General features: G+C 70.0%; 16 protein-coding genes. 11 read left to right on the top strand and 5 right to left on the bottom strand.

The annotated features are described in order from the left end of the window. Positions 1-61: 61 nt before the first annotated feature. The 3 genes from MXD59_RS12475 to MXD59_RS12465 form a co-directional block, all read right to left on the bottom strand. Positions 62-604 (bottom strand): helix-turn-helix domain-containing protein, encoded by a 543-nt coding sequence (locus MXD59_RS12475; RefSeq protein WP_248824819.1) that lies wholly within the window; start codon positions 602-604, stop codon positions 62-64. A gap of 203 nt (positions 605-807) precedes the next feature. Further along, positions 808-2,484 carry a glycerol kinase GlpK gene (gene glpK / locus MXD59_RS12470; RefSeq protein WP_248824818.1) on the bottom strand — a complete coding sequence of 559 codons (1,677 nt, stop codon included), beginning with the start codon at positions 2,482-2,484 and terminating at the stop codon, positions 808-810. Positions 2,485-2,603: 119 nt separating this feature from the next. Beyond that, positions 2,604-3,314 carry a hypothetical protein gene (locus MXD59_RS12465; RefSeq protein ID WP_248824817.1) on the bottom strand — a complete coding sequence of 237 codons (711 nt, stop codon included), beginning with the start codon at positions 3,312-3,314 and terminating at the stop codon, positions 2,604-2,606. A gap of 338 nt (positions 3,315-3,652) precedes the next feature. Here MXD59_RS12465 and MXD59_RS12460 point away from each other — a divergent pair, with 338 nt between their 5' ends. The 10 genes from MXD59_RS12460 (at position 3,653) to MXD59_RS12415 (ending at position 11,472) form a co-directional block, all read left to right on the top strand. Beyond that, on the top strand, positions 3,653-4,363 hold the full coding sequence (locus tag MXD59_RS12460) for a helix-turn-helix transcriptional regulator (RefSeq protein WP_248815518.1): 711 nt from the start codon (positions 3,653-3,655) through the stop codon (positions 4,361-4,363). Further along, positions 4,360-5,772: a Fe-S cluster assembly protein SufB gene (gene sufB / locus MXD59_RS12455; RefSeq protein WP_248824816.1), complete on the top strand. Its 1,413-nt coding sequence runs from the start codon at positions 4,360-4,362 to the stop codon at positions 5,770-5,772. The genes MXD59_RS12460 and sufB overlap by 4 nt, the downstream gene beginning before the upstream one ends. After that, positions 5,772-7,013 (top strand): Fe-S cluster assembly protein SufD, encoded by a 1,242-nt coding sequence (gene sufD, locus MXD59_RS12450; RefSeq protein WP_248824815.1) that lies wholly within the window; start codon positions 5,772-5,774, stop codon positions 7,011-7,013. The genes sufB and sufD overlap by 1 nt, the downstream gene beginning before the upstream one ends. Beyond that, the gene (locus MXD59_RS12445; RefSeq protein WP_248824814.1) at positions 7,010-7,372 is read left to right on the top strand and encodes a non-heme iron oxygenase ferredoxin subunit; all 363 of its coding nucleotides are present in this window, start codon (positions 7,010-7,012) and stop codon (positions 7,370-7,372) included. The genes sufD and MXD59_RS12445 overlap by 4 nt, the downstream gene beginning before the upstream one ends. A gap of 8 nt (positions 7,373-7,380) precedes the next feature. Further along, positions 7,381-8,202, top strand: a complete 822-nt coding sequence (sufC, locus tag MXD59_RS12440) for a Fe-S cluster assembly ATPase SufC (RefSeq protein ID WP_175084496.1) — start codon at positions 7,381-7,383, stop codon at positions 8,200-8,202. Further along, the gene (locus MXD59_RS12435; RefSeq protein ID WP_248824813.1) at positions 8,199-9,512 is read left to right on the top strand and encodes a cysteine desulfurase; all 1,314 of its coding nucleotides are present in this window, start codon (positions 8,199-8,201) and stop codon (positions 9,510-9,512) included. The genes sufC and MXD59_RS12435 overlap by 4 nt, the downstream gene beginning before the upstream one ends. Further along, complete coding sequence (gene sufU / locus MXD59_RS12430; RefSeq protein ID WP_163548748.1) at positions 9,509-10,030, top strand: Fe-S cluster assembly sulfur transfer protein SufU; 522 nt, start codon at positions 9,509-9,511, stop codon at positions 10,028-10,030. The genes MXD59_RS12435 and sufU overlap by 4 nt, the downstream gene beginning before the upstream one ends. Further along, positions 10,027-10,527, top strand: a complete 501-nt coding sequence (locus tag MXD59_RS12425) for a metal-sulfur cluster assembly factor (protein ID WP_308301695.1) — start codon at positions 10,027-10,029, stop codon at positions 10,525-10,527. Before sufU ends, MXD59_RS12425 begins: the two co-directional genes overlap by 4 nt. Positions 10,528-10,717: 190 nt before the next feature. Continuing rightward, positions 10,718-10,981 carry a hypothetical protein gene (locus MXD59_RS12420; RefSeq protein WP_248824812.1) on the top strand — a complete coding sequence of 88 codons (264 nt, stop codon included), beginning with the start codon at positions 10,718-10,720 and terminating at the stop codon, positions 10,979-10,981. A gap of 227 nt (positions 10,982-11,208) precedes the next feature. After that, positions 11,209-11,472, top strand: a complete 264-nt coding sequence (locus MXD59_RS12415; RefSeq protein ID WP_248824811.1) for a hypothetical protein — start codon at positions 11,209-11,211, stop codon at positions 11,470-11,472. Positions 11,473-11,774: 302 nt separating this feature from the next. Here the strand turns inward: MXD59_RS12415 and MXD59_RS12410 are convergent, their stop codons facing one another. Both MXD59_RS12410 and MXD59_RS12405 read right to left on the bottom strand, forming a co-directional pair. Further along, positions 11,775-12,068: a hypothetical protein gene (locus tag MXD59_RS12410; protein WP_248824810.1), complete on the bottom strand. Its 294-nt coding sequence runs from the start codon at positions 12,066-12,068 to the stop codon at positions 11,775-11,777. A gap of 89 nt (positions 12,069-12,157) precedes the next feature. Beyond that, complete coding sequence (locus MXD59_RS12405; protein ID WP_248824809.1) at positions 12,158-12,358, bottom strand: hypothetical protein; 201 nt, start codon at positions 12,356-12,358, stop codon at positions 12,158-12,160. Positions 12,359-12,613: 255 nt separating this feature from the next. Here MXD59_RS12405 and MXD59_RS12400 point away from each other — a divergent pair, with 255 nt between their 5' ends. Continuing rightward, a complete protein-coding gene (locus tag MXD59_RS12400) occupies positions 12,614-14,191 on the top strand; it encodes an ATP-binding protein (protein ID WP_248824808.1) in 1,578 nt (525 codons plus the stop codon). Positions 14,192-14,280: the final 89 nt, after the last annotated feature.

Raw genomic sequence — 14,280 nt, 5'->3', positions numbered from 1 at the left:
ATCCTACGGATCCCGTCCGGTGAAGGGGGAATTGATCCCCGCTCCGGGGCGGGGCATCGGGTCAGATCCGCTGGCGGGGGGTGCGGGTGGCGACGGTGGTGCGGCGGCGCCCGCCGACGGTGGCCGGCTCGTTCGGCTCCACCAGGGCGCCCCACGCCTGCAGTCGTTCGTAGAGGACGGCCGGGGTGGTGCTGTAGAGCCGCGACAGGGACTGCAGGTCACCGCGGCGCAGCCGGAGCACGTCCCGGGAGTTGTCCGAACGCAGGACCTGCACGATCGCGATCCAACGTCGCAGGGGACCGGTGCGGGTCGGCGGCAGTTTGCGTAGCCGCCGCAGGTCGATGACCAGTGGGGGGAGGTGGTCGACCTCACGCCGGTCGATGGCGGGGGGCACCAGCAGGGTCGCCGGCACATCGTAGATCGCGGCGAGCTCGACGAGGCGGTGCACGCGCAGGGTGCGGGAGCCTCGTTCATAGGCACCGAGAGTTCCCGCGGTCCATCGGCCGTCGGTGCGTTGCTGGACGTCCAGCAACGACATGCCTCGCCGATTGCGCGCCGCACGAAGCCTGCGGCCGAGCTCCAGGGCGTAGTCCGCCTCGGTCACAGTCTCCGTCCGGGTCAGGGCTGGCGGGAGACGCCAACCGCCCCCGGTGACAGCCTGTCAGGCATCCATCCGTCTGGCAGCCGATTGGCGCACAAAGACGCGGCTGGATGTGGCCCTACGGTGGTCCCCTGGTGCTGGGCGCTACAGAACGTCAAGGGTGATCGTGTCTTTGTTTCGGAATGTAGTTACCTGGCCGGCGGGTGTCACTGATATCGGTCGCTCTCGGAGCGGTCGTCGGAGCGGTCGTCGGAGCGGTCGTCGGAGCCGTCGTCGAGGTCGTCGTCGAGGGCCCAGGCCCGGGAGCGCTCGAGGGCGCTGCGCCAGCGCCGATAGCCGCGGGCGCGCTGCCCGGGCGACGTCGCGGGACGGTAGCGGTCGGCGCTGCGGCGCAGGTCGGACAGGGCGTCCAGATCGGGGAAGAAACCGGTGGCCAGGCCCGCGAGGTAGGCCGATCCCAGCGCGGTGGTCTCGATGTTGTCGGGGACGTCGACGTCGATACCGAGCACATCCGCCTGGAACTGCATCAGCCAGGCGTTGCGGGCGGCGCCACCGTCGGCACGCAGTTCGGTGACGGCGAAGCCGGCGGCGGCCATCGCCTCGACCACGTCCCGGGTGCGGTAGGCGATGCCCTCGAGGACGGCGCGCGCCAGATGCGCCCGGCTGGTGCCGCGGGTGAGACCGAGCAGGGTGCCGCGGGCCCGCGGATCCCAGTGCGGAGCGCCGAGGCCGGCCAGCGCCGGGACGAAGTACACCCCGTCGTTGCCGGCCAGCGAGGCGGCGAGCGCGGCCGTCTCGGCGACGTCGCCGACGATGCCCAGGCCGTCGCGCAGCCAGGCCACCGCCGAACCGGTGGACAGGATCGCCCCTTCCAACGCGTACCGCACCGGCTGGCCGTCCAGCTGGTAGGCGGCGGTGCGCAGCAGGCCCGCCGCCCGGGCCGACTCCGGCCCCGGCACCGTCACACCCGTGTTGACCAGGACGAACGAGCCGGTGCCGTAGGTGTTCTTGGCCTGCCCGGGAGCGTGGCAGCCCTGCGCGAACAGTGCCGCCTGCTGGTCGCCGACGGCCGCCGCGATCGGCACCCGCACCCCGAGGAAGGCCGCCGGATCCGTCGTCGCGTAGACCCGTGAACTGGGCACCACGGTGGGCAGCAGGTCGTCCGGGATCTCGAAGAGTCCGAGCAGGTCGTCGTCCCAGCGTCCGGTGGCGAGGTGGAGCAGCTGGGTGCGGGAGGCGTTGGTGATGTCGGTGACATGGGTGGCGCCGCCGGTGAGCCGCCAGATCAGCCAGGAGTCGACCGTGCCGGCGGCGAGTTCGCCCCGTCCGGCCCGGCGACGCAGCTCCGGGTCGTGCGCGAGGATCCAGGCGAGTTTCGTGGCGGAGAAGTACGGATCGAGGACGAGCCCGCTGCGGTCGGCCACCCACGGACCATGGCCGTCCGCGGCGAGCCGCTCGCAGTGGACGGCGGTGCGCCGGTCCTGCCAGACGATCGCCGGGTACACCGGCGTGGACGTGCGCCGATCCCACACCAGGGTGGTCTCCCGCTGGTTGGTGATCCCGAGCGCGGCGAGGTCGGACGGCGCACGCCCGGCGTCGGCGAGGGCAGCCTGGACGGCCTCGACGACGCTGCGCCACAGCTGCTCGGGGTCCTGCTCGACCCAGCCCGGCCGGGGGAAACCCGGCCGCACGGGGGTGTAGCCGCGGCCGACGACCACCGCCTGCTCATCGAGCAGGCACACCGTCGTCCCCGTCGTGCCCTGGTCGACCGCCGCGACCACCCGCCCACGCCCGCGACCCCACCCGCGAGCCTGATCCTGGCCGGGCCGAGTCCGGTGCTCGTCCTGACGCCAGTCGGCCGCGGGTGGCTCACCGTCCGTCATGGCTCCGATCCTGGCGCATCGGACGGTCGCCCGTGCGACGTGTCGGTGCGACCCCGGCGGGTGCCGTCGCCAGGCTCGACCCGGCTCAACCGGAGGCTGGGCTCAACCGGAGGCTGGGCTCAACCGATGCTGGACAGGTCGATCGGGGAACTCGGCGCGGTGGCGGCGTCGGGGGTGCGGAAGTCGGCCAGACGCAGGCGGGTGGTCGAGTTGCCGGCGAGAGTGATCCGCAGGGGGTAGGCCGGGCCGGTGTTGGCGACCTCGAAGGTCGTGCCGTCGGAGGCCCGCACGCGCACGGCACGCTCGCCGTCCACCTTCTCCTGCTCGACCTTTCCGGCCAGGCCGACGAGGTAGCTGCGCAGCGAGTCGCTGAAGCCGCTGAGGGTGAAGTAGGAGTACTTGGCCGCGTCGGCGGCGGCGAGGCGGACCCAGCGGTCGGCCAGCAGGTCGGCGGCGGCGCTGTCGCCGGTGGCGGTGTAGTACGACCGGGCCCGGCGGACGTACGTGTCAGCCTTGATCTTGACGAGCTGGGTCTGCTGGCCGTACTCCTCGACCGTGCCGCGCGTCGTGGTGGGTGACAGCACCAGGTCGTAGTCGGCGGGGGCGTCGCCACCGGGGCTCGTGACGGAGCCGGACAGGTGCACGCCGGGGGCGGTGCGCAACGTGGTCACGGCACGCGAGCCGACCTCGGCCGGCGCCAGCCCCTCCAGCCCGTTGGTCTTCTTGTCTCCGCCGCCGCTGCAACCCGCCGCCGCGCCCACCAGCGCCAGCACCAGGCCGAGCCCGACCAGTGCGCGGGGGAGCCCGCCGTGTCGTCGTCCCGCCCGCATCTGCTGCGCCGCCTCCCGCTGTCGCCCCGTCGTTCTGTCGCCCTGGCGTCCTGCCGCCGGCCCGATGGTGCCCAGGGGTGTCGTCAGTCTGGCAGCGCCGCGGCGGGCACGGTCAACCAGATGCCGGTAGTGGGTGGATGTTGTGTTTGCGCGTGCATTGTCAGGTACAGGAGCGGTGTTCGGGTGTCGGCCGGACGACGTCCGGACGGGCCTTGAGGAGCGAAGCGGGTGGTGAAACGGTGCTGGCACTGGGGGTGTGACGCAGATCGGCGCCCTGAAGTGACCTGATCGGGGGAGCTGGGTTCGACCGCGTCCCGTAAATAGGGCACACTGGCGTTGTGAAAAACGACCACGATGTCTCGGCCGGGACGGCGGACGGCCGCACCCGTGACCGGGTCGTGCGTCGACTGCTGGAGGGCGGTTCGGCCACGGCGGCCGAACTTTCTCGTCAGCTCGGTGTCTCGCCAGCCGGGATCCGTCGCCACCTCGACGCCATGGTCTCCGACGGCAGCATCTCTCCCATCGAGAGCCGTCCCCACGGTCCCCGGGGTCGGGGCCGTCCGGCTCGGCGCTACGCGCTGACCGAGGCCGGCCACCAGGCCGGCCCGTCCGCCTACTCCGATCTGGCCGCCGGTGCGTTGCGCTTCCTCGCGGAGGTGGCCGGGCCCTCGGCGATCAGCGAGTTCGCTGACAGCCGGGCGGTCGACCTGGAACGGCGGGTGCGTTCGGCGGTCGTCGCCGCGTCCCCGCAGGAACGGCCGGCGGCGCTGGCCGAGGCGATGACGGCGGCCGGGTACACCGCCAGCGTCTCGGAGCTGCCCACCGGGCTGCAGATCTGCCAGCATCACTGCCCGGTCCAGTTCGTCGCCGAGCGCTTCCCGGCGCTGTGCGACGCGGAGACCGCGGCGCTCGCCCGGGTGTTGGACACCCACGTGCAGCGCCTGGCGACGATCGCCCACGGCGACGGCGTCTGCACGACCCACGTACCAGCGGGCCCGCCGCAGGAACCACTCCCACCATCCCCGTCTTCGGAAGGTTCCGCCCCATGACCACCCCTGCCGAGACCGCCCTTGAGGGCCTTGGCTCCTACCGGTTCGGATGGGCTGACACCGACGCCTATGCCGACGACGTGGAGCGCGGCCTGTCCGAGGCGGTCGTCCGTGGCATCTCGGCGAAGAAGTCCGAGCCGTCGTGGATGACCGACCTGCGTATGAAGGGCCTGCGCCTGTTCGAGCGCAAGCCGATGCCGACCTGGGGCGCAGACCTCACCGGCATTCACTTCGACAACATCAAGTACTTCGTCCGTTCCACCGAGAAGCAGGCCGCCGAGTGGGAGGACCTGCCGGAGGACATCCGCGCCACCTACGACCGGCTCGGCATCCCCGAGGCGGAGAAGCAGCGCCTCATCTCCGGTGTGGCCGCCCAGTACGAGTCCGAGGTCGTCTACCACAAGATCCGCGAGGATCTTGAGGAGCAGGGCGTCATCTTCCTGGACACCGACTCCGGTCTGCGCGAGTACCCGGAGCTGTTCCGGGAGTACTTCGGCTCGGTCATCCCGGTCGGTGACAACAAGTTCGCCGCGCTGAACACCTCGGTCTGGTCGGGTGGTTCGTTCATCTACGTGCCGCCGGGCGTGCAGGTCGAGATCCCGCTGCAGGCCTACTTCCGGATCAACACCGAGAACATGGGTCAGTTCGAGCGGACGCTCATCATCGTCGACGAAGGTGCCTACGTGCACTACGTCGAGGGTTGCACCGCCCCGATCTACTCGTCGGACTCGCTGCACTCGGCCGTCGTCGAGATCGTGGTGAAGAAGAACGCGCGCTGCCGGTACACGACCATCCAGAACTGGTCGAACAACGTCTACAACCTGGTCACCAAGCGTGCCGCCTGCCATGAGGGCGCCACGATGGAGTGGGTCGACGGCAACATCGGCTCCAAGGTGACCATGAAGTACCCGGCCGTGTGGATGCTCGGCGAGCACGCCAAGGGCGAGGTCCTCTCGATCGCCTTCGCCGGCCCCGGCCAGCACCAGGACGCCGGCGCCAAGATGGTGCACGCCGCGCCGCACACGTCCTCGCAGATCATCTCCAAGTCGGTGGCCCGCGGCGGCGGCCGGACGTCCTACCGAGGTCTCGTGCAGATCAACGAGGGTTCGTCGGGGTCGCGCTCCACGGTCAAGTGCGACGCGCTGCTCGTCGACACGATCAGCCGCTCCGACACCTACCCGTATGTCGACGTCCGCGAGGACGACGCGTCCATCGGGCACGAGGCGAGCGTGTCGAAGGTCGGCGCGGACCAGCTGTTCTACCTGATGAGCCGCGGTCTGTCGGAGGAGGAGGCGATGGCGATGATCGTGCGCGGCTTCGTCGAGCCCATCGCCCGCGAACTGCCGATGGAATACGCGCTCGAACTCAACCGGCTCATCGAGCTGCAGATGGAAGGTTCGGTCGGCTGATGGCCGTCATCGATGCCACCGGGCGCCCCCCGGCGGCCGCCGGAGCCGTGCCCCGCCCGGTGCGTTCCCGTGACCCGCAGGACCACGACGTGCCCACCGGGCGCGAGGAGGCCTGGCGGTTCACCCCGCTGCGCCGCCTGCGTGGCCTGCCGACCGGCCCCGAGGCCGACGGCCTGGTCACGGTCACGGTCACGGCACCTGACGGGGTCGCCGTCGAGCGGCTCGACGCCGCCGACGCCCGGATCGGTCGGGTCCTGATCCCGGCCGACCGGATCGCCGCGTTCGCCACCGCCCGTGCGGGCGGGGCGACCGCCGTGACCATCCCCGCCGAGGCGTCGCTGACGGAACCGGTCATCGTGCGCCTGCACGGTGAGGGTCCGCAGGGCGCCGCCGGAGCCGCCAGTGCCGCCGGGGTCGCCTACGGCCACCTGGTGATCGAGGCCGGGCCGTTCTCGTCCGCCACCGTCGTGCTCGACCACACCGGCAGCGCCACCTATGCCGGCAACGTCGAGGTGTACGTCGGCCACGGCGCGTCGCTCACCGTGATCTCCCTGCAGGACTGGGACGCGGGCACCGTGCACCTGGGCGCGCACGCCTTCTCCGTCGGCCGGGACGCGAAGCTGCGTTCGTTCACCGTCACGCTCGGCGGTGAGCTCGTCCGGCTCAACCCGACCGTCGACTACCGCGGGCCCGGCGGCGACGCCGAGCTCAACGGCGTGTTCTTCACCGACGCCGGCCAGCACCAGGAGCACCGTCTGCTGGTCACCCACCAGGCGCGCTCGTGCCGCAGCCGGGTGACCTACAAGGGTGCGCTGCGCGGCGAGTCGGCGCACGCGGTGTGGATCGGCGACGTCCTGATCGGCGCCGACGCGGTCGACACCGACACCTACGAGCTCAACCGCAACCTGGTGCTCACCGACGGCGCCCGCGCCGACTCGGTGCCGAACCTGGAGATCCTCACCGGCGAGGTCGTCGGCGCCGGGCACGCCAGTGCCACCGGCCGCTTCGACGACGAGGCGCTGTTCTACCTGCAGTCGCGCGGCATCCCGCCGACCGAGGCCCGCCGGCTCGTCGTCCACGGCTTCTTCGCCGAGGTCATCGACCGGATCGACATTCCCGAGCTGCGCGACCGCATCATGACCTCGGTGGCCGCCCGGCTCGGCGAGTCCGAGCTGGCCGAGGCCATCGCCGAGGCCGAAGCCGCCGAGGCTGCCGAGGCCGCCGCCGGGGCGGGCGCGTGAGCGCCGCGCCGGCCGGCACCTCGGCCGCACCCGGACATCACCGGGTCTGCTCGCTGGCCGACCTGGCCGAGGACACCGCGCTCGGCGTCGAGATCGACGGTGTGCCGGTGTGCGTCGTGCGCACCGGCGGCACCGTCTACGCGCTGCGCGACGAGTGCTCGCACGCCGACGTCCAGCTGTCCGCCGGTGAGGTCGAAGACGGCAGGATCGAGTGCTGGCTGCACGGGTCGCAGTTCGACCTGACCACCGGCCGGCCGTTGAGCCTGCCGGCGATCGACCCGGTGCCCACCTACCCAGTGACCATCGACGGTGACGACGTGCTCGTCGCCGTCGCACAGACGAGCCCGGAACGAGGGTGACGACCGCGGTGTCGACCTTGGAGATTCGTAACCTGCACGTCTCGGTGGAGACCGAGGAAGGTCCGCGCGAGATCCTGCGCGGGGTCGACCTGACCGTCCGCAAGGGCGAGACCCACGCGATCATGGGACCGAACGGGTCGGGCAAGTCGACCCTGTCCTACTCGATCGCGGGCCACCCGAAGTACACCGTGACCAACGGCAGCATCACGCTCGATGGTGAGGACGTCCTCACCATGGGCGTCGACGCCCGCGCCCGCGCCGGGATCTTCCTGGCGATGCAGTACCCGGTGGAGATCCCCGGGGTGTCGGTGTCGAACTTCCTGCGCTCCTCGGCCACGGCCGTGCGCGGCGAGGCACCGAAGCTGCGTACCTGGGTCAAGGAGGTCAAGGCCTCCATGGAAGCCCTGGAGATGGACCCGGCGTTCGCCGAGCGCGGCGTCAACGAGGGCTTCTCCGGCGGTGAGAAGAAGCGCCACGAGATCCTGCAGATGGCGCTGCTCAAGCCGAAGATCGCCGTGCTCGACGAGACCGACTCCGGCCTCGACGTCGACGCGCTGCGCATCGTCTCCGGTGGCATCGAGGCCGTGCGTGCCAAGGGGGAGACGGGCATCCTGCTCATCACCCACTACACGCGCATCCTGCGCTACATCAAGCCCGAGTTCGTCCACGTGATGGCCGCCGGGCGCATCGTCGACTCGGGCGGCCCCGAGCTCGCCGCCGTGCTCGAGGACGGTGGCTACGACCGCTACGTCAAGGGCGGCGGAGCCGCGGTGTCATTGGGCGGCGGAGCGGCCGCGGTCGCCCCGGCGGGGGCTGGAGCTGCGTCATGACCGTCACCGAGCCGCACCCGGCCGTTCTGGCCAGCGGCTACGACGTCGAGCAGGTGCGCAAGGACTTCCCGATCCTGTCGCGCACCGTGCACGACAACCTGCCGCTGGTCTACCTCGACAGCGCCGCCACCTCGCAGAAGCCGCTGGCCGTCCTCGACGCCGAGCGGACCTACTACGAGCGGCACAACGCCAACGTGCACCGCGGCATCCACGTGCTGGCCGAGGAGGCCACCGCGCTGTACGAGGCGACCCGTGACAAGATCGCCGCGTTCATCGGTGCCACCGACCGCCGCGAGGTCGTGTTCACCAAGAACTCGACCGAGGCGCTGAACCTGGTCGCCTACGCGATGAGCAACGCCGAGACCACCGGTGTGGAGGCCGCCCGCTTCCGGGTCGGCCCCGGCGACGAGATCGTCATCACCGAGATGGAGCACCACTCCAACCTGGTGCCCTGGCAGATGCTCGCCCGGCGCACCGGCGCCACCCTGCGCTGGATCGGCCTGACCGACGACGGCCGCCTCGACCTGGCCGACCTCGACAGCATCATCAACGACCGGACCAAGGTCGTCTCGATGGTGCACCAGTCGAACATCCTCGGCACCCTCAACCCGGTCGAGCGCATCGTCGCCCGGGCCCGCGAGGTCGGCGCGCTGACCGTGCTCGACGGCTCCCAGTCGGTGCCGCACCTGCCGGTCGACGTCGCCACCCTCGGGGTGGACTTCCTCGCCTTCACCGGCCACAAGATGTGCGCGCCGACCGGTGTCGGCGTGCTGTGGGGCCGCCTCGAGCTGCTCGAGGTCATGCCGCCGTTCCTCGGCGGCGGCGAGATGATCGAGGTCGTGACGATGGAGGGGTCGACCTACGCCGCGGCGCCGCACCGCTTCGAGGCCGGCACCCCGATGATCAGCCAGGTCGTCGGGCTCGGTGCCGCCGTCGACTACCTGAGCGCGCTCGGCATGCCGGCGGTCGCCGCCCACGAGCACGCCATCACCGCCTACGCGCTCGACGCCCTGGCCGGCGTGCCCGGCCTGCGGATCATCGGTCCGCCGACCGCCGAGGCACGCGGTGGGGCGATCTCGTTCGTGCTCACCGACGACACCGGGCGCAACATCCACCCGCATGATGTCGGCCAGCTCCTGGACGAGCGCGGCATCGCGGTGCGGGTCGGCCACCACTGCGCGCGGCCGGTCTGCCTGCGCTACGGCATTCCCGCGACGACCCGGGCATCCTTCCACCTGTACACGACGACCGCTGAGGTCGACGCGCTGGTGGAAGGTCTGCACGGGGTCCGGAGGTTCTTCTCGAAGTGAACCTTGATTCCATGTACCAGGAGATCATCCTGGACCACTACCGCAACCCGCTGCACCGCGGGCTGCGCGACCCGTTCGACGCCGAGGTGCACCACGTCAACCCCACCTGCGGGGACGAGGTCACCCTGCGGGTGAAGGTCGTCGACGGTGTGGTCGAGGACGTCTCGTACGAGAGCGAGGGCTGTTCGATCAGCCAGGCCTCGGCGAGCGTGATGAGCGACCTGGTGATCGGCAAGAAGGTCGACGACGCGCTGGAACTCGAACGCGAGTTCCTGGCGCTGATGCAGTCGCGCGGCACCGCGGAGGGTGACGAGGAGCGGCTCGAGGACGCGGTCGCGTTCGCCGGCGTCTCCAAGTACCCTGCTCGGGTCAAGTGCGCCCTGCTGTCCTGGATGGCCTGGAAGGACGCCACCGCCAAGGCCGTCGATCCCGCAGCGGCGGCAGCGTCCGCGTCCGTGTCGGCCACGGCGCCGGCGACCCCCGCCGCCCTCGACGTACCGGAGCAGGAGAAGCCATGACCGACGCGCTGACCGAAACCCCGATCCAGGACGCGACTGCCGACCCCGGCACCGTCATCGGCGAAGCTGGCACCTCCACCCAGGACGCGGCGACCCAGGACGCGGCGACCCAGGACGCGGCGACCGAGGCCGAGCAGCACGGCACCCGCGCCGAGCGGGCGGCAGCCCTGGACCTCGCGGAGTTCGACGACATCGAGGAGGCGATGCGTGACGTCGTCGACCCCGAGCTCGGCATCAACGTCGTCGACCTCGGCCTCGTCTACGGCATCCACGTCTCCGACGACAACATCATCACCCTCGACATGACGCTCACCTCGGCGGCCTGCCCGCTGACCGACGTCATCGAGGACCAGACCCGCTCGGCCCTGGTCGACGGCCCCGACGGCGGCCTCGCCGCCGACGTGAAGATCAACTGGGTCTGGATGCCCCCGTGGGGCCCCGACAAGATCACCGACGACGGCCGCGACCAGCTCCGCGCCCTCGGCTTCAACGTCTGACCCGCACCACCGTCCGACCCGTAACGCTGTCTGACCGCAACACCAACTGGCTCGCCACCGGTCTGGCCGAGGTCACCCTTCGGCCAGACCGGGCGCCGCCTCGCTCGCCTGCCTGAGAGATCTCGAGTCAGTCATCCAGCTCGATCTCATAATCCGTGGGACGAAGATCAATGCGTGGGCTGCGGCGGCGTTGCGGACGTACGCCGTCACCCTGCACGCCGCCTTGGCCGAGACCGGCATTTATGCCGGATCGCTGGTGATCGGTGGTGGCATCAAAGGTGGCGACATCTTCGAAGCTCTGGCCGGTCACCAAGTGGAAGGACTGGCCGGCTCCGGCCTGGATGAGGACCGGCTCGCAGCGATGTCGCTCGACCCGCACGAGATTGCCGACCAGGCGTGGCAGATGGCCAGTACCCGAGAGCGCGCCGAGCTCGTCTTCTCCGTACTGGATTGATCCTGTGGCAGTGGACACCGAGATGCGTGAGCCGTTCTGTCGAATAATGGTCCAGCCTGGCCTCGAACCAGCTGCAGGCCCGATGGCTGCCGTCCAATCACCGTTGGCAGCGCTGCTCGGCCGGCAGGACGCTCACCTCTTACCGCCGCCGCCATTGGCCGAATCTCCTTCATATTACCGATCTTCGAGCCTTGGTGCTGTAGTAGTAGTGCGGGGCTGCCGGGGCGGTGGAGGGAATCGACGACTTCTTCGAGGAGGAACTGGACCTTCGCGTCGATCGGCCGGCCCCTGTAGACCGACTGGACGGGATCGAGTCCCTCATCGAGGGTGGTGTAATCGAGTGCGCCGTAAAGAAAGGCGATGTCCTCGATGTCTGTTTCCACACGGGACGCGAACAGTTTCATGGCGGGCAGATATTCGGCCGAAGCGACGTCGACGGTAAGATGATCGGCCTCGAAGTATCGGGTCGCGGCCGGACCCGGACCAGGTAGGAGGCCCTTCACCGCGTCGTTGAGCTCCTGGAGCAGACCGGTGATGGAGGCTCGGCAGAGACCCGGAGTGGTCATGTCATGCTCGCTGGAGCGCGCCGCTGGTAATGAAGATGCCGCGTTTGCGAAAGGACAGCGGGGAATCGACCAGGGCTCGAGGATGCAGGCCCCGCAAGGCCTCTCTCATTGAATCCTCAGTCCCCTGCAAGCCTCGGGTGAGACACCTGCTCGTCGCCCGCTGTGGGGTGGGACGATCCAACGCCGCGGCACGCCGGGGGTAATGGGAGCGTTCTCAGCTCCGGGGGTCAGGCGCGGAAAATGTCGTGGGTACCGACGCGTAGCCAGATCACGTGCGGGTCCGTGCCGTGGCCGGGCAGCGGCGACCCGTAGGTGAACAGTGCCCGACCGTTCGGCGCCCACGAGAGCTCGAAGACACCTGGGCGCAGTTTGAAGCCCTTCACCCGCAGGGACGGGTGGAGTGCGCCCTCAGCAAGACCATCGACGAACAGTGTCCGAGCACGCAGAAAAGCGGCGCGCTGTTCGGGTCGCAGCCGGCGGTAGTCTGCCCAGAACTGGGCGATCGCCTCGTACGTGGGCACACCGCTACTCTAGCGGCCCGATCCGGCACTTTCCGCATCGGCGCGGCGTCCTGGACAGCACCGGCACGGCCATCTGCTCTGGGCGGCCGTCAACTCGCCCTCGTATGCGGTTCCGCGGCGAGTTCGGCGAGAAGCGCGTCGAACGATGCTTCGGACGGGCAGATCACCGATCGACCCGCGGCAAGATCGTCGAAGGCCTCGTCGAGGAGTCGTGCGGTCTCAGAATCAGGCTCGTCGACCCACTCGTGAGGTTCCGGAACCGGATACGGGAGATCGATCGGATCTGTCATGATCCACCACCGTCCCTCGTGTTCCAACTTGTTCCACAAGGTTACCCAACGTGGAACCTATTGTAGTCGAGGTCTCCGCCACGCCCCCATCAGTGTCAGTAGCGGGTGAGACACCTGCTCGTTGCCTGTTGTGGAGTGGGTCAGACGGGGACGCGGGTCAGCCCGGCTCCGGGCTGCGCCGGCCAGATCGTCGATCATGCGTAGGGTGGTGCGCGGAGCGCGCGGTTCTGCTGGCCCGCGGAGGGAGGCGCCCGGATGGCACGCCGGTTCAACACCGCTGGTCCGTGCGATCCGGTCCGTCACCACATGATCCCGGCGTTGTCACGGCTGCCGCAGGCGCCTGGGCTGGTGGCCCAGGAGGCGTTCTTTGTCGTGCATGCTCCGCGGCAGACGGGCAAGACGACGGCGCTGCGGGCGCTCGCGCACGAGCTGACAGCTCAGGGCTGGTATGCCGCGCTGCACTTCTCCTGCGAGACGGCCGAGGCCGCGGGCGATGACTACGAGGCGGCGGCCCGCGACATCCTCTTCCAGATCAAGGTCCGGGCCGAGGACAACCTCCCGGTCGAGCTGCGCCCGCCGGCCTGGCCCGCGGCGCCGGAGGGTTCCCAGCTGTCGGCGGCCCTGCGGGCATGGGCCCAGACCTGCCCGCGGCCGCTGGTGCTGTTCTTCGACGAGATCGACGCGGTCCGTGGGCAGGGCCTCATCAGCGTGCTCCGCCAGCTACGCGCGGGCTTTCCCGACCGACCGCGGGACTTTCCCGCTTCGGTGGTGCTCTGCGGCCTGCGTGATGTCCGGGGGTACAAGGCCCTCGCTGGTGGCGACCCGCCGCGGCTCGGGACGGCGAGTCCGTTCAACGTCAAGGTGACGTCGTTGCGGCTGGGGGACTTCAGCCCGGATGAGGTGACCGAGCTCTACGGCCAGCACACGGCCGAAACGGGCCAGGAGTTCACGCCGGCAGCGCTGGCCCGGGCCTACGAACTGACAGGTGGCCAGCCCTGGCTGGTGAACGCCCTGGCCCGGGAGGTCGTCGAGGAGATCGCGGTGCCAGCGTCCGAGAAGATCACGGTGCGGCTTCTGGACGAGGCGAAGGAACGGCTGATCCTGGCCCGGGCCACCCATCTGGACTCGCTCGCGTCGAAGCTCGTCGAGCCCCGGGTCCAGCGAATTCTGAGCCCGGTGCTCGCTGGCGGCTCGCTGCCGCTGGAGCCCTACGACGATGACGTCGCCTATGTGCGCGACCTCGGCCTGATCGCGTCCAGCCCGCCGGTCCGGATCGCGAACCCGATCTACCGGGAGGTGATCGCGCGAGTCCTGTCGAGCAGCATCCAGGAGAGCGTGGCCGCCAACCCGCGTTCGTTCATCCGTCCCGACAACTCGTTCGACTTCCCGAAGGTGCTGGCCGAGTTCACCGACTGGTGGAGGGAGAACGGGGAGTTCCTCACCCGCCGCGGCTACTACGACGAGGCGGCCCCGCAACTCATCTTCATGGGCTATCTCCAGCGGGTCGTGAACGGCGGTGGCTACGTCGACAGGGAGTTCGCCGTCGGTTCCGGCCGCGTCGACCTGCACGTCCGCTGGCCCTACACCACCCCCGCCGGCGAACAGCACGAGCAGCGCGAGGCCGTCGAGCTCAAGGTCTGGCGACAGGGCAGGGGTAACCCCCTGAAGGCCGGCCTCAAGCAGCTCGACCACTACCTCGACCGCCTCCACCTGTCCACCGGCACCCTCATCATCTTCGACCAGCGCTCCACCGCGCCACCCATCGACGAGCGCACCACGATCACCACCACGACCAGTCCCGCCGGCCATCCGATAACTCTGGTGAACGGCTGAGTTACCTCTGGTGTAGAGATGATGGCCCGACTTGATCGGGAGACCCGGTCCGAGCTGTCCACCGCGGACATTCTCACCGCGATGGACGA

Source organism: Frankia umida, assembly GCF_023242945.1.
Taxonomy (GTDB): Bacteria; Actinomycetota; Actinomycetes; order Frankiales; family Frankiaceae; genus Frankia; species Frankia umida.
The sequence above is the reverse complement of the archived record's forward strand: the minus strand, read 5'-3'. Positions and strand labels throughout refer to the sequence as shown.